Source organism: Streptomyces sp. NPDC005799 (assembly GCF_040630525.1).
GTDB lineage: Bacteria > Actinomycetota > Actinomycetes > Streptomycetales > Streptomycetaceae > Streptomyces > Streptomyces griseorubiginosus_B.
Window position 1 is genome coordinate 18,928 of sequence record NZ_JBEXXQ010000017.1, and the last position, 21,444, is coordinate 40,371.

Here is a 21,444-nt window from a genome sequence, read left to right on the forward strand (position 1 = left end):
CTTCCCCTGCCGAAACACACGTGACGCCCACACACCTTCCCGACCGAGCGGCCATACCGACGCTGCCCACCCTCCTGGGCGTCTTCAACACGGCCCCGGCCGACGACGCCCGCAAGCTCCTCCTGGACTGTCTGCGCAGCCTCCGCTGGGCCCACCGGGTGGCGGACCACCGCCCCTACCCGGACCTCGCCGCGCTGCTGGCCGCCTCCGACGAGGCGGCGTACGACCTGAGCCCGGCGGACCTCTCGGAAGCCCTGGCCGCCGAGACCCTCCCCACGCTACCCGACGACACATACTCAGCCGCCCATACCGCGATGAGAGCGGCACAAGCCGCATACGAGACGAAATTCGGCCACGCCTTCGTGATCTGCGTGGACGGTCTGCCTCCGGGCCAGGTACTGGACCACGTACTGGCAGCCATCCGGTCACGTTTGACGAACGATCCGGAGGACGAGCGGGTGGTAGCGGCAGAGGAACTCCGGCGCCTGGCGAAAGAACGGTTGTCCGGCATGCTCAGGGGCGCGGGGCTGTGACATGTGCGGCTACCGCCGCGTGAGCGCGACCAGCCACGACGGCGCCGCACCCGGCACATAGCAGAACAACCCACCCCAGAAGCCGCAGAGCTCACCCATCCGCGTGCCACTTTGATCACACCGGTAGGCCCGGCGTAAGCGCCGCAGGCAACGGTGGATACGATGCTGAGGGCCGGTGGACCGTACCCGGCCGGGCCCGACCGACAGCACAAGCCGGCGCGGCCCCAATCCCCGCTCCCGGAGGGACTTCCGTGCCGGCTGGAACGCTGTACCGCGGCCGGGAAGGAATGTGGTCCTGGGTGGCTCACCGAGTCACCGGCGTCCTCATCTTCTTCTTCCTGTTCGTTCACGTGCTGGACACCGCTCTCGTCCGTGTGTCACCCGAGGACTACGACAAGGTCGTAGCCACGTACAAGACCCCGATCGTGGGACTGCTGGAGTACGGCCTCGTCGCCGCCATCCTCTTCCACGCGCTCAACGGCCTGCGCGTCATCGCCGTCGACTTCTGGTCGAAGGGCCCGCGCTACCAGAAGCAGATGCTCTGGTCCGTCGTGGGCATCTGGGTCGTGCTGATGATCGGGGCGATCTACCCCGTCCTCGGCCACGCCGCTCGTGAACTGTTCGGGAGCTGACACCGATGGCCACCACCGAATCCACCCCCTCCGGCGTCGGCCCGGTCGAGGGCGAGTCCCTCTACAACGTCGACAACCCGGCGCCGTTCATCGAGGCCCCGCGCAAGCGCACCAAGAAGACCCCGAAGTCCACCCGGGGCAACTTCGAGATGTACGGCTGGCTCTTCATGCGCCTGTCCGGCATCGTGCTGGTCGTCCTGGTCCTCGGCCACCTGCTGATCCAGCTCGTGCTCGACGGCGGTGTGTCGAAGGTCGGCTTCGCCTTCGTGGCCGGCCGCTGGGCGAGCCCCTTCTGGCAGGTCTGGGATCTGCTGATGCTGTGGCTCGCGATGCTGCACGGCGCCAACGGCCTGCGCACGGTCATCAACGACTACGCGGAGCGCGCGAACACCAGGCTGTGCCTCAAGGGCCTGCTCTACACCGCCACGGTGTTCACCATCCTGCTGGGCACGCTGGTGATCTTCACCTTCGACCCGAACATCCGCTAGGCACGGGGCTGCGAGAATCATGAAGATCCACAAGTACGACACCGTCATCGTCGGCGCCGGTGGCGCGGGCATGCGCGCGGCCATCGAGTCCACCAAGCGCAGCCGCACCGCCGTGCTGACCAAGCTCTACCCCACCCGCTCCCACACGGGCGCCGCGCAGGGCGGCATGGCCGCCGCGCTGGCGAACGTGGAGGAGGACAACTGGGAGTGGCACACCTTCGACACGGTCAAGGGCGGTGACTACCTGGTCGACCAGGACGCCGCCGAGATCCTGGCGAAGGAGGCCATCGACTCGGTCCTCGACCTGGAGAAGATGGGCCTGCCGTTCAACCGCACCCCGAACGGCACCATCGACCAGCGCCGCTTCGGCGGTCACAGCCGTAACCACGGTGAGGCGCCGGTCCGCCGGTCCTGCTACGCGGCCGACCGCACCGGCCACATGATCCTGCAGACGCTGTACCAGAACTGTGTGAAGGAGGGCGTGGAGTTCTTCAACGAGTTCTACGTCCTGGACCAGCTGATCACCGAGGTCGACGGCGTCAGGAAGTCCGCCGGTGTCGTGGCGTACGAGCTGGCGACCGGCGAGATCCACGTCTTCCAGGCGAAGGCCGTGATCTACGCGTCCGGCGGCTGCGGCAAGTTCTTCAAGGTGACGTCCAACGCGCACACCCTGACCGGTGACGGCCAGGCCGCCGTCTACCGTCGCGGGCTGCCGCTGGAGGACATGGAGTTCTTCCAGTTCCACCCGACCGGCATCTGGCGCATGGGCATCCTGCTGACGGAGGGCGCCCGTGGTGAGGGCGGCATCCTGCGCAACAAGGACGGCGAGCGCTTCATGGAGAAGTACGCGCCGGTCATGAAGGACCTCGCATCCCGTGACGTCGTCTCCCGCTCCATCTACACGGAGATCCGCGAGGGCCGCGGCTGCGGTCCCGAGGGCGACCACGTCTACCTCGACCTCACGCACCTGCCGCCGGAGCAGCTGGACGCCAAGCTCCCGGACATCACCGAGTTCGCACGCACCTACCTGGGCATCGAGCCGTACACGGACCCGATCCCGATCCAGCCCACCGCGCACTACGCGATGGGCGGAATCCCGACGAACGTCGAGGGTGAGGTCCTGGCGGACAACACGACGGTCGTCCCCGGCCTGTACGCGGCCGGCGAGGTCGCCTGCGTGTCGGTGCACGGCGCGAACCGTCTGGGCACCAACTCCCTCCTGGACATCAACGTGTTCGGCCGCCGGGCCGGTATCGCGGCGGCGGAGTACAGCCAGAAGGCCGACTTCGTCGAGCTGCCGGAGAACCCGGCCGAGCTCGTGGTCTCGACGATCGAGCAGCTGCGCACGTCGACGGGGACCGAGCGGGTCTCCGTGCTCCGCCGTGAGCTGCAGGAGACCATGGACGCCAACGTCATGGTGTTCCGCACCGAGCAGACGATCAAGACGGCCGTCGAGAAGATCGCCGAGCTGCGCGAGCGCTACAAGAACGTCGCGATCCAGGACAAGGGCAAGCGGTTCAACACGGACCTGCTGGAGGCCATCGAGCTGGGCAACCTGCTGGAGCTGGCCGAGGTCATGGCCGTCTCCGCGCTGGCCCGCAAGGAGTCCCGCGGCGGTCACTACCGCGAGGACTACCCCAACCGCGACGACGTCAACTTCATGCGCCACACCATGGCGTACCGCGAGGTGGGCGACGACGGCACCGAGACCGTGCGCCTGGACTACAAGCCGGTCGTCCAGACCCGCTACCAGCCGATGGAGCGTAAGTACTGATGGCAACTCCGACCCTGGAGAAGGCGGACGCGGCCCCCGAGCCCGGCTTCGCCGACTCCCCCTACATCACGGTCACCTTCCGGATCCGCCGCTTCAACCCGGAGGTCTCGGCCGAGGCGGTCTGGGAAGACTTCCAGCTGGAGATCGACCCGAAGGAGCGCGTCCTCGACGGCCTCCACAAGATCAAGTGGGACGTCGACGGCACGCTGACCTTCCGCCGCTCCTGCGCGCACGGCATCTGCGGTTCGGACGCGATGCGGATCAACGGCAAGAACCGTCTTGCCTGCAAGACCCTCATCAAGGACATCAACCCCGAGAAGCCGATCACGGTCGAGCCCATCAAGGGCCTCACGGTCCTGAAGGACCTGGTCGTGGACATGGAGCCGTTCTTCCAGGCGTACCGGGACGTCATGCCCTTCCTCATCACGAAGGACACGAACGAGCCCACGCGCGAGCGGCTGCAGACGGCGGAGGACCGCGAGCGCTTCGACGACACCACGAAGTGCATCCTCTGCGCGGCCTGCACCTCTTCGTGCCCGGTCTTCTGGAACGACGGCCAGTACTTCGGTCCGGCCGCCATCGTCAACGCGCACCGCTTCATCTTCGACTCGCGTGACGAGGCGGGCGAGCAGCGCCTGGAGATCCTCAACGACCGCGACGGCGTCTGGCGCTGCCGCACCACCTTCAACTGCACGGACGCCTGCCCCCGGGGCATCGAGGTCACCAAGGCGATCCAGGAAGTGAAGCGGGCCCTGATCACCCGCCGCTTCTGATCGGGCGTCTTCGGCGCTCGCGCGTCAAAAGCCGTACGACGAGGGGCCGTTCCTCCCAGTCCGGGAGGGGCGGTCCCTCGCTCGGTATAACCTGATTCGGTTACGGCGACAGACGGGGGACGAGCATGACCGAGCCGAATCCGTATCAGGGCGGGACGGGTGAGTGGGGGCCGGACAAGCCGCCCGCGCAGCCTCCGACGACGCCCCCGCCGGGGTACGGCTATCCCAACTCCGCACCCGGTTACGGCTATCCGCAGCAGCCCGCCGCACCGGCGTACGGCTACCCCGGACAACCCGCCACTCCGGCCTACGGCCTCCCGCAGCAGCCTGGTGCGCCGGCCCCCATGGGCGGCGCACCGGTGCTGGCCATCGGGGACATCACGGTGATGGGCGACCAGATCATCACGCCCGCCGGCACCATGCCGCTGCGCGGCGCGGTGTGGAACGCCACCGACATGTCGCACACCGAGGAGAAGATCCCGACGGTCGCCATCGTGCTCGCGATCATCTTCTTCATCTTCTGTCTGCTCGGTCTGTTCTTCCTCCTGATGAAGGAGAAGAAGACCACCGGCTTCATCCAGGTCACCGTGACCAGCGCGGGCCGGCACCACTCGACGATGGTCCCGGCCCTCGGCCCGCACACCTTCCCCGCGGTCATGGGACAGATCAACTACGCCCGGTCACTGAGCAACATGTGACCCTCACAGCTGGCTGAGGATCGTCGGGTCGGTGATCCTCGTGTCCTCGGCCAGCAGCATCGCCTTGCTGAGAATGACCCCGAGCATGCGGTCGCCCTCGTAGGGCAGGTAGCCGGTCTGCGGGGTGCCCGCGCCCGCCTTCGGGACGATGCACAGGTACTGGTCGTTCGGAGTCATGAGGATGTTGCCCGAGCCGAGATGGATCTTGTACGTGTGACGCTCGCCCTTCACGTGCAGGAAGCGGCCCTCGATGACGCACCGGTCGGCTATCGCGAGCCGGGGTATCAACCGCTCCAGCAGCGCCCGGCGGGTCTCGGCGCTCTGGCCCAGCTCGCCGAAGCCGTAGCCCGACCAGTAGGCGCGGAAGCGGCCGCCGGGGCCGCCGTCCTGCCAGGTCGGGTCGTTGCCGACGCTGGCCACACCGACGAACAGGTCGACGTCGCGCAGGACTTCGGACAGCACGAGGGGTGGGATGCCGGCGAGGGGAAGCGGATCGACCCGACCGACGCCGCCCCCGCGCCCCATGCGGTACTCGCCGCCGCAGCAGTGCGCCCGGTTCTGCGGGGCGTCGATCGGATAGAAGCGAACCTGGTCGGTGCGCAGCCGCAGGAAGCTGCCGGACTCGGTGATCCCCTCGAACTGCTCGCCGCCGTCGCCCTCGATCCAGTACTCGGCGCGCAGTCCCCAGCGGGGGAGCTCACGGGTGGCGGGCGGTGCCTCGTCGTCGACGGCCAGCCGCAGCTTGTTGCGCCAACCCCGGATCGCCGCGAGGGAGTTGAACTGGTGCTGGCGCAGGACATGCCCCGCGAAGCGGTTCGAGTACGTGCCAGTGGCGCGCTCGGCGTCGGTGAGGAGGTACACCTCGCGGTGGGCCTGCTTGAAGGGCTGGGTGACGCGGTGCCGCTCCAGCCAGTCCCGCCAGGCGACGATCTCGGCGGGCTCTTGGCCGACGGGGTGCCAGAGCCGGACCTCGGTACCCTCGGTGACGGGCTCGTCGGTGAGGGTCCGCAGGGCTCCGTCGGCGTGTCCGACGGTCCTGCCGTCCACCGTCCACAGCAGGCGTCGGGCGAGGGTGCCGACCAGGGGATGGTCCAGGTACCGCTCCCGCCAGGCGCCGTAGGCCCAGGTGCGGTCGGCGAGGAACTGGCGGTCCAGGCGCTCGCTCTGCGCCGAGAGCATCTTGTCGATGTCCCTGACGGACGCCTTGAGCTCCTTGAGCTCCTCGGGGTGGTCGCGCTTCACGGCCGCCGGCACGCTCTTGACGGCCTTCCCCGTCGCGCCGCGCCACCCCAACAGAGCCTTGCCGCCTGTCACTTCGACCAGGGCGGTGTGCTCGCCGAGCCGCAGCTCCGTCCGGCCCACCTCGGTCAGCCCGTAGGTGGGCACGGCCAGCTCCTCGATCTCCTCGCGGGTGAGGCCGAGGGCGGTGGCGCGGGACTCCAGGGCCGCGTCGATCAGCTTGCCGGTGGCCTTGTACGTCACCCGGGTGGCGAGCCGGGCCAGCTCGGCCAGGGCCGCCTCCCCGTCCATCCGGGCGAGCGCGTTCACTCCCGCGTTGGCGACCTTCGGGTTGCGCGGCCCGAGTCCGGCGACCTTCCGGAGGGAGGTGTCGATGAGCGCTCCCAAGGCGCGTGCGGTGTCGGGGTGGGGTGGCAGGAGGGCGAGCAGCCAGGCCAGCCCGCGCAGGGCGTTGGCGTTGTAGGGGTCGTACGCCTCGTTGAGATGGGATTCGTAGTCGCCGTGCAGCAGAGGGAAGGTGCGGGGTCGGCCGACCAGGGCGAGCCAGGGCAGGACGGTCGCCCGGACACGGTCCGGGCCCAGGGCATCCGCGAGCTCGGTGGCCCGCTTGTCCCACTTGGGGCTGGGCCTTGCCGCTGTCGCGGTCGCGGCGTGGGCGAGCAGGGCGTGCCAGTCGGGGTCGCCGCCCGCGTCCGCGAGGGCCCGCTCGGCCCACTCCTCGCCGACGTTCAGGGCGGGGTGGGTGAGCTTCTTCGCCGTGCGGTGCAGGGTCGCGTCCTGGTAGGTCTCCAGGGCGGAGCGGCGGAAGGCGGCCACGACGGCGGGCGCGAGCGGGCGGCCGACGGCCAGCTCGGCCTCGGCCAGGGCCTCGTAGTGCGACCCGCTCCAGAACGAGTGCTGCCGGCCCAGCTCGCCGAGCTTCTCCAGGCGCTGCGCCGCCAGCCAGTCCTCGGGCAGTCCGTGCGCGACGACCCCGAGCAGGGTCAGCGCGTTCTCCTGGGAGACGGGTCCGGCCAGGTCCGAGTGATAGGCGGCGGAGAACCCGTCGGCGAGCAGCCTGCGGGTGTCGGGCGGCAGTTCGCGCAGCCGGTCGAGCACGCCGCTCCACAGCCCCGACCAGCCGCCGTTGTTGGCGGCCGCCGCCTTGAGCATGTCGACGGCCAGCTCGTCCAGCTCCCCGGCGGCGACCCGCTGCCCGATGAGGTCCTTGTACCTCTGGACTTCGCCCATGTCATCCCCCCACCAGCGGCACGAGCTTCAGGAACGTCACCTCGGTGCCGAGCGGCAGCTCGACCTCCTCGTCCGGGTCCGTGACCTGCCGGTCCCCCACCAGGAGCAGGAAGCCGTTGCCCGCGAACGCCCTCAGCGCCAGCTCCGTCTGCGCCTCGGGGTCTATCCGGCGGGGCGTGCGCAACGCGTAGCCGTTCAGCACCCGCTCGGCGTCCTGCGGCCGCACCAGCCCCTGGAACACCTCCGGCGTGCGCGCGTTGTACTCGGCGACCTCCTGGAACACCCGGCGCCGGATCAGCTCGCGCACGGCGAGCCGCTCCTCGGCGACCTCGAGCTCCCAGCCCGCGCCCCGGTCCCCCGCAGTCGTCTCGTCGACGAACCTCACGAATCCCATGCCGACGACAGTAGAGGCGACCACTGACAATCACCGGTCCCGGCCGCCCCCGCCCCTATTCTGACGGTATGTCAGGTGATCACTCGTACAAACTGCTCGGATTCGACAACGTCCTGCTGCCCGTGGGGGACCTCGGCACGGCGGTCGGCTTCTACGAGCGTGCCGGGTTCGCGGTGGGCTTCCGCTTCGACGAGGCGGGCATCGCGCTGCTCAAGGTCGGTGCCGAGACGCCCGGCATCCTGCTGCGGCAGGAGGACGGGCTGGGACACCGCCCACCGTCCTGGCCCTCGCCCCGGCTGTGGATCGAGGTGACCGACGCCCGGAAGGCGGCCTCCTGGCTCGCCGCGGCAGGCATCGCACCGCTCGATGAGCCCATTGCCGTGGCCACCGGCTGGACCGTCGAGATCGCCGACCCCTGGGGCAACGTCATCGGGTTCACGGACTACGGCAAGCGCCCGGAACTGGGCCGCCGCCCCTGAGCAGGGACACGGGCCGGAAGGAGGGGCGCGTCACCCCGTAGGCTCTCGTGCGTGTCAGCGAAGAACGACGGCAGCAAGTCCGAGCAGACCCGTGCGCTGATCCTGGAGACCGCGATGCGGCTGTTCCAGGAGCGGGGCTACGACAGGACGACGATGCGGGCCATCGCCCAGGAGGCCGGGGTCTCGGTCGGCAACGCCTACTACTACTTCGCCGGCAAGGAACATCTCATCCAGGGCTTCTACGACCGGATCGCCGCCGAGCACCAGGTGGCGGTCCGGGAGATCCTGGCCCGGGAGACCGACCTCGAGGCGCGGCTGGCGGGTGTCCTGAAGGCCTGGCTGGACATCGCGACTCCGTACCACGAGTTCGCGGTCCAGTTCTTCAAGAACGCGGCCGATCCCGACAGCCCGCTCAGCCCCTTCTCCGAGGAGTCGGAGCACGCGCGCGAGGAGGCGATCTCGGTTCACCGCGAGGTCCTCGCCGGCGCCACGAGGACCAAGGTTCCGGACGAACTCCGTGACGTGCTGCCGGAGTTGCTGTGGCTCTCCCAGATGGGCCTGGTCCTGTACTGGATCTTCGACCGCACTCAGGGGCGGGAGCGCAGCTACCGGCTGGCCGAGAGGGGGGCCCGGCTGACGGCGCGTGGCGTGTCCCTGGCCCGGTTCCGGGTGCTGCGGCCGCTGGTGCGGGAGGTGCACGAGCTGTTCACGGACTTCCTGCCGGGGATGACGAAGGTGCTGCCGCAGCCGGGGGCGGCGGACGGTCATGATCCACGATCGGGTGAAGGGGCCTGAACGGGACGTTCGGGTCCTCTCCTGCCTACGATGATGCTCTCGACACCAGCCCCTAGGAGGCACGCGATGTCCGCTGCATCCGTCGAGCAGCCCTTCGACGACGACGAGCCGTTCTCGCTGACGGCCATCGCCGACGAGATCATGGAGCGCCATCCGGGCTACCGCGTCGAGATCATCGGAGGACATCTCCTCGTGACCCCTTCACCGGATGCCCCTCACGCCCGCGCCCTGACCGGCCTCATGATTCCGTTCATCGCAGCCGGCCTGCATGGGGACGAGACCGAGGTCCTCCAGAACGTCGGCCTCTGGCTGCCCACCGGGGACGAGGACTACGCCATTCCCGACCTCGTGATCGTGGACGCCGACATCGACGACCACTTCGTCGAGAACAACGCCTACGACCCGGTCTGCTTCCGCCTGGTCCTGGAGGTCACCTCCAGCAACTGGAAGGACGACCTGAAGACCAAGGCCGTCGCCTACGCCAAGGCGGAGGTGCCGGTCTACGTCATCGTCGACCGCAAACACCAGCGCCTGCACGTGCTCACCGACCCCGCCGGGGAGAAGTACGAGCACCACCGCCCGTACTCCCCCGGCGAGACCGTCACGCTGCCCGAGTCGATCGGCGCCAAGGTCACCCTCGACGTGGACGAGATCCTCAAGGCCGCGCAGAAGAAGGCTAATTGACCGCGTCCACCTCACCCTCGGCCAGCTCCACGTCGTACACCAGCGGCCCCTCGGCCACCACCACGTGCGCCGCCCGTGACCCGTACGACGGAGCCGTCGCCGCCAGCAGGTACGCGCCCGGTTCCGGCACGGACACGATGTACGAGCCGTCCGCGAGGGACGTCACCCGGTCCAGCTGACGCCCGCCCTTGGACATCAGCGTCACCGAGGCGCCGTCCACCGGGCCGCCGTCGACCGTTCGGATGAAACCGTGGATCACGGAGGCGCCGCCCTTGTCGGTCACCGGTGACTCCAGCGCCTCCTCCTTCGGCTCGACCGCGAGATGCGGCAGCCGCTTGTCGAGCCAGCCGGGCAGCCACCAGTTGGAATCGCCGAGCAGATGCATCGCCGCGGGCACCAGTGCCGTACGCAGGATGAACGCGTCCAGGGCGACCGCGGCGGCCAGGCCGACGCCCGCCATCGCCGCTCCCGAGTTGCCGCTCAGGACGAAGGCCAGGAACACGCAGACCATGATCAGCGCCGCGGAGTTGATGACCCGGCTGGTCTCCGCCAGGCCGACCCGCACCGCGCGCGCGTTGTCGCGCGTGTGGACCCACTCCTCGTGCATCCGGCTCACCAGGAACACCTGGTAGTCCATCGACAGGCCGAAGAGCAGGGACAGCATGATGACCGGGAGGAACGCGTTGATCGGGCCCTCCTTGCCGAGGCCCAGCAGGTCCAGGCCCCAGCCCCACTGGAAGACCGCGACGAGGATGCCGAAGGAGGCCGCCGCGGCGATCAGGTTCATCAGGGCCGCCGTCAGCGGGACCACCAGGGAGCGGAAGGCGATCAGCAGCAGCAGGAAGCCCAGTCCGATGATGGTCCCGATGAACAGCGGCAGACGGTCGCCGGTGACCGACGCGAAGTCCTTGGAGATCGCGGTCACACCGCCCACGTGCGCTTCCGCCCCCGCCTGCGGGATCACCTTCTCGCGCAGGGTGTCGATCAGGTCGTCCGTCTCCTTGGACTGAGGTGAGGTCGTCGGGACGACCTGGATCACCGTGACGCCCTTGACGGGCGGGAAGGGGGCGACCCGGGCCACGCCGGACGTCGACTCGATCCCCTTGACCAGCGCGGACGTGTCACCGCTCTTCGTGACGACCTGGAGGGGGCCGTTGAAGCCGGGGCCGAAGCCCTCGGCGAGCAGGTCGTAGGCCTTGCGGGTGGTCGTGGACGCGTCGTCGTTGCCCTGGTCGGTGGCGCCGAGGCGCAGCGACAGCACGGGGATGGCGAGGACGGCCATGACGACCAGGGCGAGCGCGGCGATCCTGCGGGGGCGCTTCTCGACGTTCACCGACCAGCGGGCGGCGAGACCGCTGGCCCGCTCCGGCTCGGGGCCCTCGGCGGCGAGCCTGCGCCGCTGGCGGCGGCTGAGCACCCGCGGGCCCAGGAAGCCGAGCAGCGCCGGGAGCAGGGTCGTGGCCGCCATGACGCTGAGCACGACCGTCAGGGAGGTGCCGACGACGACGCCGTCCAGGAAGCGCAGCCGCGTCACGAGCATGCCGGCCAGCGCGATGCAGACCGTACCGCCGGCGAACAGCACGGCCCGACCGGAGGTGTTGAGGGCCGTGACCGCCGACTCCTCGGGGTCCAGGCCGCGCAGGATGCCGCGCCGGTGCCGGGTGACGATGAACAGCGCGTAGTCGATGCCGACACCGAGGCCGATCAGGGAGGCGAGCAGCGGGGCGATGTCGGGGATGTCGGTGCTGTGGCTGAGCAACTGGGTGGAGAACAGGCCCATGCCGACCCCGAAGATCGCGATGGCGATCGGCAGCAGCATGGCGAAGAAGGAGCCGAAGGCCAGGAACAGCACGAGGGCCGCCGCGACGATGCCGACCATCTCCGACAGGCCCTGCGGGGGCTGCTCGACGCGCTGGATCGCCTGTCCGCCCAGCTCGACCTTCAGACCCTGTCGTGCGGCGCCGTGCGCGGTGTCGACGACGTTCTGGACGACGTCCTTGGGCACCTCGTTCGCCTGCTTGGCGAAGGTCAGCTGGGCGTAGGCGATCGTGCCGTCACGGCTGATCTGCGCAGCCCCCCGGGGACCGGTGTAGGGGCTGGTCACCGCGCCGACCCCGGGCATCTTCGCGATCTTGTCCAGGGCGGGCTGGATGCGGTCCTGGACCGCCTTGTCCCTTACCGAGCCCTGGTCGACCTTCCACACCACGGTGTCGGTGTCGCCCGAGGTGGTCGGGAAGGCCTTCTGCATCAGGTCGTACGCGCTCTTGGAGTCCGTGTCGGGGAGGGAGAAGACGTTCGCGTAGTTCGTTCCCGCCGTGGACGCCGAGAAGCCCAGGCCGAACAGTGCCCCCACCCACAGCAACAGGACCACCAGCCGGTGCTGATAGCACCACCGTGCCAATGCCGCCACGATCAAAGCTCCTTAGTCGGTCGTCGGTCGGTCCCCCAGGTCCTGGCACCAGGATTGGCGGCGCCGCTCGCGCGCGGAGGGAATGCGCCATGACTCTCAAGGAACTCCAAAGAGCGTTCCGGACCCCGCTGTCAGTGGCCCGTCCGATACTGGGGGCATGACGACGGCTCCAGGCACCGTGCTGGTGGTGGAGGACGAGCCGAGCATCGCGGACGTCCTCGCCATCGCCCTGCGCTACCACCGGTTCGAGGTGATGGTCGCGGGCACCGTCCGCGAGGCCCGCGCGCTCGCCGAGCGCACCCGGGCGGACGTGGCGCTGCTCGATGTCATGCTGCCGGACGGGGACGGGCGGGTCCTCGGGCGTGAACTGCGCGCCGAGCGGCCGGACATGGCGCTCGTCTTCCTCACCGCACGCGACTCGCCGGCCGAGATCGTCGGCGCCCTCGGCTTCGGTGACGACTACATCACCAAGCCGTTCAACATCGACGAGGTGGTCGCCCGCATCACGGCGGTGCTGCGCCGCACCCGCCCGGCGGACGTCCTGCCGCAGCGGCCGCCACTGCGCTACGGCGACCTGGAGCTGGACGAGACGACGTACAGCGTGCACCGCGCGGGCCGCAGCGTGGAGCTGACCCCCACCGAGTACGCGCTGCTGCGCTTCCTGGTCCGCAACGGCGGCCGGATCGTGCCCAAGGAGCAACTGCTGCGGCACGTCTGGCAGTACGAGCACACCCCGCAGGAGTCTACCGTCGTGGAGACCTACATCAGCTATCTGCGGCGCAAGCTGGACGCCCTGGGGCCGCCGGTGATCACCACGCGGCGTGGCGTCGGATACGGGCTGGCATGAGGCTCGGGGAAGGGCTCGGCCGCCGCCGCGGCATCCACTCGCTGCGCGCCAAGCTGACTCTGGCGAACGTCGCCCTGCTCGCGCTCGGCATCGTCGCGGCGACGGCGGTCAGCCTGATGGGCATGCGGCACTATCTGATCGGCCAGATCGACTCCGGGCTGACCAAGATGCGCGCGTCACTGGGCAGTTCGCAGCTCACCATGCGGCAGGTGGACTCGCTGGGCGTCCTCGCCTTCGCCCGGGACCGGCTCGTCGGTACGGACGAGCAGCCGCGGCCGGAGTCGATCTACACCGCCGTCGACGCCCGGTCCAGGCCGCTGAGCGTCTTCGGCGTCGCCCCGACCACGGCCCAGCGCGGCCTCGCCGCCGCCGTGCCCGACCCGCGCGCCCTGGTGAAGGACCCCGCACCGCACGAGGTCACGGTGAACGGCGCCACCTACCGCGCGACCGCCACCCGGCTCGCCGACGGCACCTACGTCCTGCTCGCCACCTCGACGGAGGCCCTGCACCGAGGCATCGGCAAAGCCCTCAAGCTCGACCTGGCCGTCGGGACCCTGCTGTTGACGCTCCTGTGCTGCCTGACGATGCTCAGCGTCCACCGCCGGATGCGGCCGCTGGAGGACATGGTGGAGACGTCCTCGGCGATCGCCGAGGGCGATCTGACCCGGCGCGTGCCTTCCAGCGAACATCCCACGCAGGAGGTGGAGCAGCTGCGCCTGGCCCTCAACTCGATGCTGCACCAGGTGGAGTCGGCGTACCGCACGCGCGAGCACAGCGCGGCCCAGCTGCGCCGCTTCGTCGCGGACGCCTCGCACGAGCTACGCACTCCGCTGTCGGCGATACGCGGCTATCTGCAGCTGTACGACCAGGGGATGCTGAGCGATCCGGACGAGCGCAAGCGGGTCTGGGAGCGGGTGCTGGCGGAGACCGACCGCATGGGGCGCCTGGTGGACGAGTTGCTCACGCTGGCCCGTCTGGACCAGCGGCCCGAGCTGCGCTTCCGCAACGTCGACGTCAGCCGACTGGTGCGGGACGCGGCCGAGGACCTGCGGGTGCAGCAGCCAAAGCGGCCCATCGAGGTGGCGGCCGACGGCTCCGTGCTGGTGAGCGCCGATGAGTCGGGGCTGAGGCAGGTGCTCGGCAACCTGGTGGGCAACGTCCGCACGCACACGCCGGCCGAGGTTCCGGTGCGGCTCGGCGTGGAACGGGAGGACGGGGTCGTACGGCTGAGTGTCGCGGACGAGGGTCCGGGGCTGTGCGAGAAGGACGCGGCACGGGTCTTCGACCGGTTCTTCCGGGCGGGCGGTGGCGCGGGCAGCGGGCTGGGGCTGGCGATCGTGCAGGGGGTCGTGCAGGCGCACGGCGGCGAGGTGGCGGTGCGTACGGCACCGGGCGAGGGGCTCGCGGTGACGGTCACCCTGCCGGCGCGGAGGGTGACGGCGGTGTCGTAACGGCCGTCGGCCCGGAAGTCGGTCTCACGTGGCGGACAGCACCAGGGCCCAGACGGTCTTGCCGTGCCGTCCTCGGGTCCACACACCCCAGGCCGCCGCGACGGCCTCCACCAGGTGCAGTCCGCGCCCGGTCTCCTCCCATTCCCCCACCACCCGCAGACGGGGCTCGAGTTGCCCCTCGTCGGACACCTCGATGAGACAGGACCCGTCGGCGAGGGCGGTCACCGCGACCTCGAACTCACGCTCTCGCAGCGGTCCGTGGCGTACGACGTTGGTGGCCAGCTCGGACACCAGCAGCAGCGCGTCCGTCAGCGCAGGGTCGTCCGGGCCGTGCCCCCAGTCGGCGAGATGGTCCCGCACCCGGCGCCGCGCCAGGCCCACGGAGGCCGGGTGCCGGGGCAGCCGGAAGGAGTTGCGTCTCAACACGTTTGCTCCTCACCCCGCCCACACCTCCGTCACACCGTCCTGCGTGGGGAGGATGCCCTGCGTCGCGGGGGCGAATGTCCCAACCTGTGAGATCGCGTCAGATCCAGTCCAGGCTCCACAAGCGGAACACGCCGGTCCCGTCGTCCAGATACTGGCTGCCGCCGACGTCCTCGGTGCTGAGCACGTACTCCTTGCCCTGCCACAGCGGGATCACCGGCACGTCGCGGGCGATGTCCTGCTGCAGGGCGCTGAAGTCGGAGGCGGCGTCACCGCGGTCGGCGAACTGCTGGCTGTCCTGGATCAGCCGGTCGACGCCCCTGGTGCTGTAGCCGGTGTTCATGGTGCCGCCCGTGCCGACGAGCGGGGCGCCGAAGGTGTCCGGGTCCGGGTAGTCGGCGACCCAGCCGACGGCGTACGCGTCGAGCTTTCCGGTCGCCCAGTGCTCCTGGAAGTCGGTCCACTCGTAGCCCTTGAGCGTGACCTTGAACAGGCCGCTCGCCTCCAGCTGCTTCTTGATGGCCTCGGCCTCCTCCTGGGAGGAGCCGCGGTTGACTGCGTAGCCGTAGGTGAAACGTACCGGCACCTTGACACCCGCCTCGCTGAGCAGGGCCTGCGCGGCCTTGGCGTCGGGCTTGGGGTAGGCGTCGAAGAACGACGTGGTGTGGCCGGTGATACCGGTCGGGATCAGCGAGTACAGCGGGTCGACGGTGCCCTCGTACACCGTGGCGGCCAGCTGCTCGCGGTTGATCAGCCAGGCCATCGCCCGGCGGACCAGGACGCTGTGCAGGGGCGAGCCCGCACGGGTGTTGAGGTAGAGGTTGCGGGTCTCGGAGCTCTCGGACTCGGAGAGCCGCTGGCCGGGGTCGCTGGGCGACAGGCCGGACAGCACCTTGGGCGGCAGCTGCCGGGTGGCGACGTCGACGTCCTTGGCCTTCCAGGCCTTCTCCAGGGCGGCGGGGTTGGTGTAGTAGAGCAGGTCGACGGGGCGCGCCGCGCTCTTGTCGGCCCCCTTGTAGTGGCCGTTGGGCGTGAGCACCGCCTTCTTGTTCTTCTGGTACGACGTCAGCTCGTACGGTCCGGTGCCGTCGGCGCCGGGGCCGGTGCGCAGGCGGCTCTTCGGGTACTTGTGGCTGTCGACGATCGAGCCCGCGCCGGTGGCGACCTTGAACGGGAAGGTGGCGTCGGGCGAGGACAGATGGAAGGTGACGGTCAGGCCGCCGGCGTCCACCGACCGCAGCGTGCTCAGCAGGGAGACCGGGCCGACCTCGGACTTGATCGCCTTGACCCGGTCGAAGGAGTACTTGACGTCCTCGGCGGTCATCGAGCGGCCGCTGGGGAAGGTCAGCCCCTGGCGCAGCGTGCAGCGGTACGTCGTCAGGGCGCTGCCCACGAAGTCACAGCTCTGCGCCGCGTCCGGGACCGGCGCGGTGCCGCCCGGGTCGAAGGTCAGCAGTGACTGGAAGACGTTGCTGAACAGGGCCCAGGAACCCGCGTCGTAGGCGCCGGCCGGGTCGAGCGCCGTGACGGCGTCCGTCGTACCGACCGTGATGGTCTTGCCCTTGTCCTCCTGCGACGGCAGCATCTGCCAGCCGCCGACTCCCACGCCCGCCAGCACGAGCAGCGTCGCGAGAATCCGCATGCGCACGGAACGCATCGGTATGCCCTCTCCGGGCCTCCGCGGGCCCCACCCCACACATGCCACTCCCCTGGTGGCGCGGCTCACCTAATCACAGAGGTTTCAACCGGGGGAAGAGGGATTTGTCGAGTTGAGAAAGAACTTACCGCAAGTGGTTTCAGCCAGGTTTCACAGCTTGTGCACAGGGTTCGCGGGGGACGGTTTCCGTCCGGCTCCGCCGCCCGTCACGCGTGCGTGGAGGCCAGTTCGATCACCGTGATGTCGGACGGCGCCCCCACGCGCGTGGGCGGTCCCCAGGCACCGGCGCCCCGGCTGACGTAGAGCTGGGTGTCGCCGTAGCGGTCGAGGCCCGCGACGGTCGGATTGGCGGCCGCCGCGATGAGGTTGCCGGGCCAGAGCTGGCCGCCGTGGGTGTGGCCGGAGAGCTGGAGGTCCACGCCGTGCTTGACGGCCTCGTGGATCTGGACGGGCTGGTGGGCGAGGAGCACGCACGCGCGTGCCGGGTCCCGGTCGCCGAGCGCCTTGGTGAAGTCGGGGCCCTGCCCCTCGCTCTCGCCCGCGAGGTCGTTGACGCCGGCCAAGTCGAACCAGGGCAGTTCCGTACGGGCGTTCTCCAGCGGATGCAGGCCGAGGCGCCGTACCTCCTCGACCCACTGCGCGGCGCCGGAGAAGTACTCGTGATTGCCGGTGACGAAGTAGGAGGGCGCCTTCAGCCGCGACAGGGGTGCCGCCGCCGGACCCAGGTTCTTCACGCTGCCGTCCACCAGGTCGCCGACGACCGCGACGATGTCCGGCTGGGTGGCGTTGACGGTGTCGACGACCTTCTGCGCGAAGTCCCGGCCGAGGATCGGGCCCAGGTGGATGTCGCTGACGACCGCGATGCGGTAACCGTGCGCCGCGCGCGGGAGCTTGGCCAGCGGCACGGTGACCCGCTTCACGCGCGGGCCGCGCAGGACGCCGTAGGTGCCGTATCCGACGGTCCCGACGGCGGCCGTGGCAGCGGCCGTGGCGAGGACCCGCGAGACGAACAGACGGCGGGAGGGGTCGGGGGCGGGCTCCGGGCCGGGCGACGGCTCCGGTTCGCCCTCAGCGGCCTTCGGCGGTACGGCCCCTGCGGGGACCGGCTCCGCCTGGCGTACGGCCGCCACGGCGCCCGTACGCCGCTTCGGCAGCCGTCGCAGCAGCGGCCGTACGACCTCGGCCGCCACCACCGCCAGCAGCAGGTAGACCGACAGTGCCAGCCACAGGAAACCGGGCCAGGCGAGCACCTGTTGCAGCCAGAAGGGGGCGCCCGCACGCTCGGCGACCAGGGCGCCGACCGCCAGCACCCAGCCGCCCGCGATCACCACCGCGCCGGCCCGGCGCACGAGGCCGGGACCCCGGGTGGTGTCGCGGAACAGGCGGCGCCATATGTACCAGTTGGCCGCCACCAGGACGACGAGCGCGAGCAACGCGAAGACGATGATCACCTGCGGTGGCTCCCCGCTGTCTGGTCGACGGCCGTCTGGTCGACAACTGTCCGATGGGCGGCTTTTCGGCGGTTATGAAGTGCGGCGCAATGCGCGCAGTCCGCGCAACCCGATGCCGCCGATGACCGTCCCCAATACGAAGGAAACGACGGCGAGCGTCAGGTGCACCCAGAAGTACGCCGTGGGGCGACCGTCGTCGAACGCGAGCCCGCTGCTGTCCTTGACCAGGTTTTTGACGAAAGTGACCCAGATGACCCAGCTCCACCCCCCGAAGGCGAGCAGGAACCAGGAGACCGGGCGGCTGAGCTTCATACGTTCAGTATCACCGGCGTCCGCGTGGCTCCGTGTCCGGGGTGGGGTGGTGGGTGGGACTTCACGCGCGGTGCCATGTACGTTCTCGTGCGTGTCCGCTCCCCAGAAGACCACCAGGCGATCCCTGCTGGTCACCTCCGCCGCCCTGTCGTCGCTCGCGCTGACCGCGCCCGTCGCCCTCGCGGCCCCCAGTCCGTCCACCAGCCCCTCCGCCACTCCCCCGGCGCGCATGTCGAGCGTGGGCGGCGGCCGCCTCGGCCAGGCGGGCACCCAGGTCGACCTGGGCAGCGGCGCCCCGGTGCTGCCGAAGGACATCACGGCGCGCTCCTGGATCGTCGCGGACGCGGAGTCCGGGGACGTGCTGGCCGCGCACAACGCGCACTGGCGGCTGCCTCCGGCGAGCACGATGAAGATGCTGTTCGCGGACACGGTGCTGCCGAAGTTCCCGAGCGGTGAGAAGCGCAAGGTGGCGCCCACCGACCTGGCCGGCATGGGCGCCGGCTCCAGCATGGTCGGCATAAAGGAGGGCGAGACGTACTCCGTGCGGGACCTGTGGCTCGGTGTCTTCCTGCGCTCCGGCAACGACGCCGTGCACGTGCTGTCGGCGATGAACGACGGCGTCGACAACACCGTCAAGGAGATGAACCAGCACGCCGAGGAGTTGCAGGCCCTCGACACGCACGTGGTCACCCCCGACGGCTACGACGCCCCGGGGCAGGTCTCCTCGGCCTACGACCTGACGCTGTTCGCGCGCTCCGGGCTGCAGAAGAAGGACTTCCGCGCGTACTGCTCGACGGTCCGCGCCCAGTTCCCGGGCGAGACGAAGAAGAACAAGAAGGGCAAGACCGTCCGCGAGTCCTTCGAGATCCAGAACACCAACCGACTGCTGGCCGGCGACTCCGACGTCTCCGTCTACCAGGGCATCGCGGGCGTCAAGAACGGCAACACCACCAACGCGGGCGCGACCTTCACGGGCGTCGCCGAGCGGGGCGGGCGGGTGCTGCTGGTGACCGTCATGCACCCGGAGAAGAACGAGCACAACGAGGTCTACAAGGAGACCGCCAAGCTCTTCGACTGGGGCTTCAAGGCGACCGGCAAGGCCCGCCCGATCGGTGAGCTGGTGCCGCCCAGGAGCGCCCAGGCCAGCGCGCAGCCGGGCGCCGAGGGACAGGCCGGCGGGGCCGGCGACCCGTCCGGCGCGCCCTCGGCGAGGACTTCGACGAAGGCGGCGGCCGAGGTCCGCTCCGGCGGCATGGGGACCGCGCTGGGGATCGCCGGCGGGGTGGTGGTGCTGCTCGCGGGCGCCGCGTTCGTGGTCAACCGCCGCTGGCCGCTGCCCGACCTGGTACGTCGTCGTCCTCGTCCCTGACCTTGCGCACCACCCCGGCCCGCTCCTCGCCCTCCTCCTCGCGCAGCTCCTGCTCCTTGTTCTGCGTCGCCGTCCAGGCGGCGCAGAACAGCACGAGTTTCGAGGTGAAGTTGATCCACAGCAGCAGGGCGACGGGGACCCCGAAGGCGCCGTACATGCTCTTCGCCGCCACCCCCTGCATATAGCCGCTGAGCAGCGTCTTCAGCAGCTCGAAGCCGACCGCGCCGGTCAGCGCCGCGACCCCCAGGCGGCGGCGCGGCGGCTCGACGCCGGGCAGCAGGGTGAGGACGTACAGGAGCAGCAGGAAGTCGGCCAGTACGGCGACGGTGAACGCGGCGACGTACAGCAGGATCCCGCCCCAGCCGCCCTTCTCGATGCCGAGTTGGCGGATGATCCAGCCGACCATCGCGGAGGCGACGGTGGAGGCGGCGAGGGTGACCAGGACGGCGCCGCCGAGGCCGATGAGGATGCCGAGGTCCTTGGCCTTGCGCAGGAGGAAGTTCTCCTCCGGGTCCGGCAGCTCCCAGACCGCCCGCAGACACTCCCGCGTCGAGCCGGCCCAGCCGATGCCGGTGAAGACCAGCAGGGCGCCGGCGATGAGACCGACGGTGCCGGCGTTCTGCACCAGGCCGTTGATGTCGAGCTGGTCGGAGATGCCGGGAACCTGCTCGGCGATCTTGTCCTGCAGATCGGTCTGCTGCTTCTGGCTGAGCAGCGCCGCGCCGATCGCCGCGGCCACGGTGAGCAGCGGGAACAGCGCGACGAAGCTGGTGAACGTCATCGCGGCGGCCAGCCGGGCCCACTTCACCCGCTCCAGACGCTCGAACGACCGCCACGCGTGCGTGGCCGTCGCCCGCGCCAGCAGCGGCCCCACGAAGGGAAGCTTCTTCAGCCAGTCCATGATCCGACTCTGCCCTGGGTACGGATGCCCGACGCGCGAGTACCCCGAAAGAACCCGCGTGTGACGTGTTCAGGGGAGGTTAAGCATGTTCTGCGCCGATCGCCCGCATGGCGGCGATACGGTCACCGTCATGCCTGACGCCTTCGGCCTCCCCCAGTCCCTGCTCGTCCTCGGCGGTACGTCCGAGATCGCCCTCGCCACCGCCCGCCGTCTGATCGCCCGCCGTACCCGCACGGTGTGGCTCGCCGGACGCCCCTCACCCGCCCTGGAGCAGGCCGCGGAACACCTGCGCTCGCTCGGCGCGGACGTGCACACCCTCCCCTTCGACGCGCTCGACCCCGACTCCCACGAGGCCGTCCTGGGCAAGGCGTTCGCGGAGGGCGACGTCGACATGGTGCTGCTCGCCTTCGGCGTCCTCGGCGACCAGGCACGCGACGAGCGCGATCCGGCCGCGGCGGTGCGGGTCGCGCAGACCAACTACACCGGAGCGGTGTCCGCGGGCCTGGTGAGCGCCCGCGCGTTGCAGGCACAGGGCCACGGCTCGCTCGTCGTGCTGTCCTCCGTCGCCGGTGAGCGGGCCCGCCGCGGTGACTTCATCTACGGCTCCAGCAAGGCCGGCCTGGACACCTTCGCGCAGGGCCTGGGCGACGCCCTGCACGGCACGGGCGCGCACGTGATGGTCGTCCGCCCGGGGTTCGTCCGCTCGAGGATGACGGCCGGTCTGCCCGAGGCGCCGCTCGCGACGACCCCGGAGGCGGTGGCGACGGCGATCGAACTGGGCCTGCGCAGACGCTCGGAGAGGGTCTGGGTGCCCGGCGCGCTGCGGGTGGTGATGTCGGCGCTGCGGCACGTCCCGCGCGCGGTGTTCCGCCGGCTGCCGCTGTGATGCCCACCGGCTGCGGAA

The 21,444-nt window shown here is 70.2% G+C and carries 21 protein-coding genes; 13 read left to right on the top strand and 8 right to left on the bottom strand.

Going from position 1 to position 21,444, the window contains the following annotated elements; translation table 11 throughout:
• Positions 1-20 precede the first annotated feature (20 nt).
• From ABZ453_RS18380 to ABZ453_RS18405, 6 genes are all read left to right on the top strand, one after another.
• Positions 21-533, top strand: coding sequence for a 2-oxo-4-hydroxy-4-carboxy-5-ureidoimidazoline decarboxylase (locus tag ABZ453_RS18380; protein WP_359015992.1), 513 nt, complete (start codon positions 21-23; stop codon positions 531-533).
• Positions 534-784: 251 nt separating this feature from the next.
• Positions 785-1,165, top strand: coding sequence for a succinate dehydrogenase, cytochrome b556 subunit (gene sdhC / locus ABZ453_RS18385; RefSeq protein WP_133043130.1), 381 nt, complete (start codon positions 785-787; stop codon positions 1,163-1,165).
• 5 nt (positions 1,166-1,170) lie between these two features.
• On the top strand, positions 1,171-1,653 hold the full coding sequence (locus tag ABZ453_RS18390) for a succinate dehydrogenase hydrophobic membrane anchor subunit (RefSeq protein WP_359015993.1): 483 nt from the start codon (positions 1,171-1,173) through the stop codon (positions 1,651-1,653).
• 19 nt (positions 1,654-1,672) lie between these two features.
• On the top strand, positions 1,673-3,427 hold the full coding sequence (sdhA, locus tag ABZ453_RS18395; RefSeq protein WP_358593302.1) for a succinate dehydrogenase flavoprotein subunit: 1,755 nt from the start codon (positions 1,673-1,675) through the stop codon (positions 3,425-3,427).
• Positions 3,427-4,200 (top strand): succinate dehydrogenase iron-sulfur subunit, encoded by a 774-nt coding sequence (locus tag ABZ453_RS18400; RefSeq protein WP_133043133.1) that lies wholly within the window; start codon positions 3,427-3,429, stop codon positions 4,198-4,200. Before sdhA ends, ABZ453_RS18400 begins: the two co-directional genes overlap by 1 nt.
• Positions 4,201-4,325: 125 nt before the next feature.
• Positions 4,326-4,898 (top strand): hypothetical protein, encoded by a 573-nt coding sequence (locus tag ABZ453_RS18405; RefSeq protein WP_359015994.1) that lies wholly within the window; start codon positions 4,326-4,328, stop codon positions 4,896-4,898.
• Between the two features lie 3 nt (positions 4,899-4,901).
• Here ABZ453_RS18405 and ABZ453_RS18410 read toward each other — a convergent pair whose 3' ends face one another.
• The gene (locus ABZ453_RS18410; protein WP_359015995.1) at positions 4,902-7,367 is read right to left on the bottom strand and encodes a DUF4132 domain-containing protein; all 2,466 of its coding nucleotides are present in this window, start codon (positions 7,365-7,367) and stop codon (positions 4,902-4,904) included.
• A 1-nt stretch (position 7,368) separates the two neighbouring features.
• On the bottom strand, positions 7,369-7,761 hold the full coding sequence (locus ABZ453_RS18415) for a hypothetical protein (RefSeq protein ID WP_359015996.1): 393 nt from the start codon (positions 7,759-7,761) through the stop codon (positions 7,369-7,371).
• Positions 7,762-7,829: 68 nt separating this feature from the next.
• On the opposite strand from ABZ453_RS18415, the gene ABZ453_RS18420 reads away from it, so the two are divergent.
• From ABZ453_RS18420 to ABZ453_RS18430, 3 genes are all read left to right on the top strand, one after another.
• Entirely contained in the window at positions 7,830-8,240 is a 411-nt protein-coding gene (locus tag ABZ453_RS18420; RefSeq protein WP_359015997.1) for a VOC family protein, read from the top strand.
• A 51-nt stretch (positions 8,241-8,291) separates the two neighbouring features.
• Positions 8,292-9,035 (top strand): TetR family transcriptional regulator, encoded by a 744-nt coding sequence (locus ABZ453_RS18425; protein WP_359015998.1) that lies wholly within the window; start codon positions 8,292-8,294, stop codon positions 9,033-9,035.
• A 66-nt stretch (positions 9,036-9,101) separates the two neighbouring features.
• Entirely contained in the window at positions 9,102-9,719 is a 618-nt protein-coding gene (locus ABZ453_RS18430; RefSeq protein ID WP_359015999.1) for a Uma2 family endonuclease, read from the top strand.
• Here the strand turns inward: ABZ453_RS18430 and ABZ453_RS18435 are convergent.
• Positions 9,712-12,120 (bottom strand): MMPL family transporter, encoded by a 2,409-nt coding sequence (locus ABZ453_RS18435; protein WP_359016104.1) that lies wholly within the window; start codon positions 12,118-12,120, stop codon positions 9,712-9,714. The genes ABZ453_RS18430 and ABZ453_RS18435 overlap by 8 nt on opposite strands.
• Positions 12,121-12,286: 166 nt before the next feature.
• Between ABZ453_RS18435 and ABZ453_RS18440 the strand changes: the two genes are divergently transcribed.
• Positions 12,287-12,976, top strand: a complete 690-nt coding sequence (locus ABZ453_RS18440; RefSeq protein ID WP_356762454.1) for a response regulator transcription factor — start codon at positions 12,287-12,289, stop codon at positions 12,974-12,976.
• Positions 12,973-14,427 (top strand): HAMP domain-containing sensor histidine kinase, encoded by a 1,455-nt coding sequence (locus ABZ453_RS18445; protein ID WP_359016000.1) that lies wholly within the window; start codon positions 12,973-12,975, stop codon positions 14,425-14,427. The genes ABZ453_RS18440 and ABZ453_RS18445 overlap by 4 nt, the downstream gene beginning before the upstream one ends.
• Positions 14,428-14,451: 24 nt before the next feature.
• On the opposite strand, the gene ABZ453_RS18450 is transcribed toward ABZ453_RS18445, so the two are convergent.
• The 4 genes from ABZ453_RS18450 to ABZ453_RS18465 form a co-directional block, all read right to left on the bottom strand.
• Positions 14,452-14,853, bottom strand: coding sequence for an ATP-binding protein (locus ABZ453_RS18450; protein WP_208778529.1), 402 nt, complete (start codon positions 14,851-14,853; stop codon positions 14,452-14,454).
• Positions 14,854-14,950: 97 nt separating this feature from the next.
• The gene (locus ABZ453_RS18455; protein ID WP_359016001.1) at positions 14,951-16,507 is read right to left on the bottom strand and encodes an ABC transporter substrate-binding protein; all 1,557 of its coding nucleotides are present in this window, start codon (positions 16,505-16,507) and stop codon (positions 14,951-14,953) included.
• Between the two features lie 206 nt (positions 16,508-16,713).
• Positions 16,714-17,958, bottom strand: coding sequence for a metallophosphoesterase (locus ABZ453_RS18460; protein WP_359016002.1), 1,245 nt, complete (start codon positions 17,956-17,958; stop codon positions 16,714-16,716).
• Positions 17,959-18,030: 72 nt separating this feature from the next.
• Complete coding sequence (locus ABZ453_RS18465; RefSeq protein WP_359016003.1) at positions 18,031-18,270, bottom strand: hypothetical protein; 240 nt, start codon at positions 18,268-18,270, stop codon at positions 18,031-18,033.
• A gap of 91 nt (positions 18,271-18,361) precedes the next feature.
• Here ABZ453_RS18465 and ABZ453_RS18470 point away from each other — a divergent pair, with 91 nt between their 5' ends.
• Positions 18,362-19,639, top strand: coding sequence for a D-alanyl-D-alanine carboxypeptidase (locus tag ABZ453_RS18470; protein ID WP_359016004.1), 1,278 nt, complete (start codon positions 18,362-18,364; stop codon positions 19,637-19,639).
• Here ABZ453_RS18470 and ABZ453_RS18475 read toward each other — a convergent pair.
• On the bottom strand, positions 19,587-20,540 hold the full coding sequence (locus ABZ453_RS18475; protein ID WP_359016005.1) for a YihY/virulence factor BrkB family protein: 954 nt from the start codon (positions 20,538-20,540) through the stop codon (positions 19,587-19,589). The two genes, ABZ453_RS18470 and ABZ453_RS18475, sit on opposite strands and share 53 nt — an antisense overlap.
• A 130-nt stretch (positions 20,541-20,670) precedes the next feature.
• Here ABZ453_RS18475 and ABZ453_RS18480 point away from each other — a divergent pair, with 130 nt between their 5' ends.
• Entirely contained in the window at positions 20,671-21,426 is a 756-nt protein-coding gene (locus tag ABZ453_RS18480) for a decaprenylphospho-beta-D-erythro-pentofuranosid-2-ulose 2-reductase (RefSeq protein ID WP_359016006.1), read from the top strand.
• The last annotated feature ends 18 nt before the right edge of the window (positions 21,427-21,444 follow it).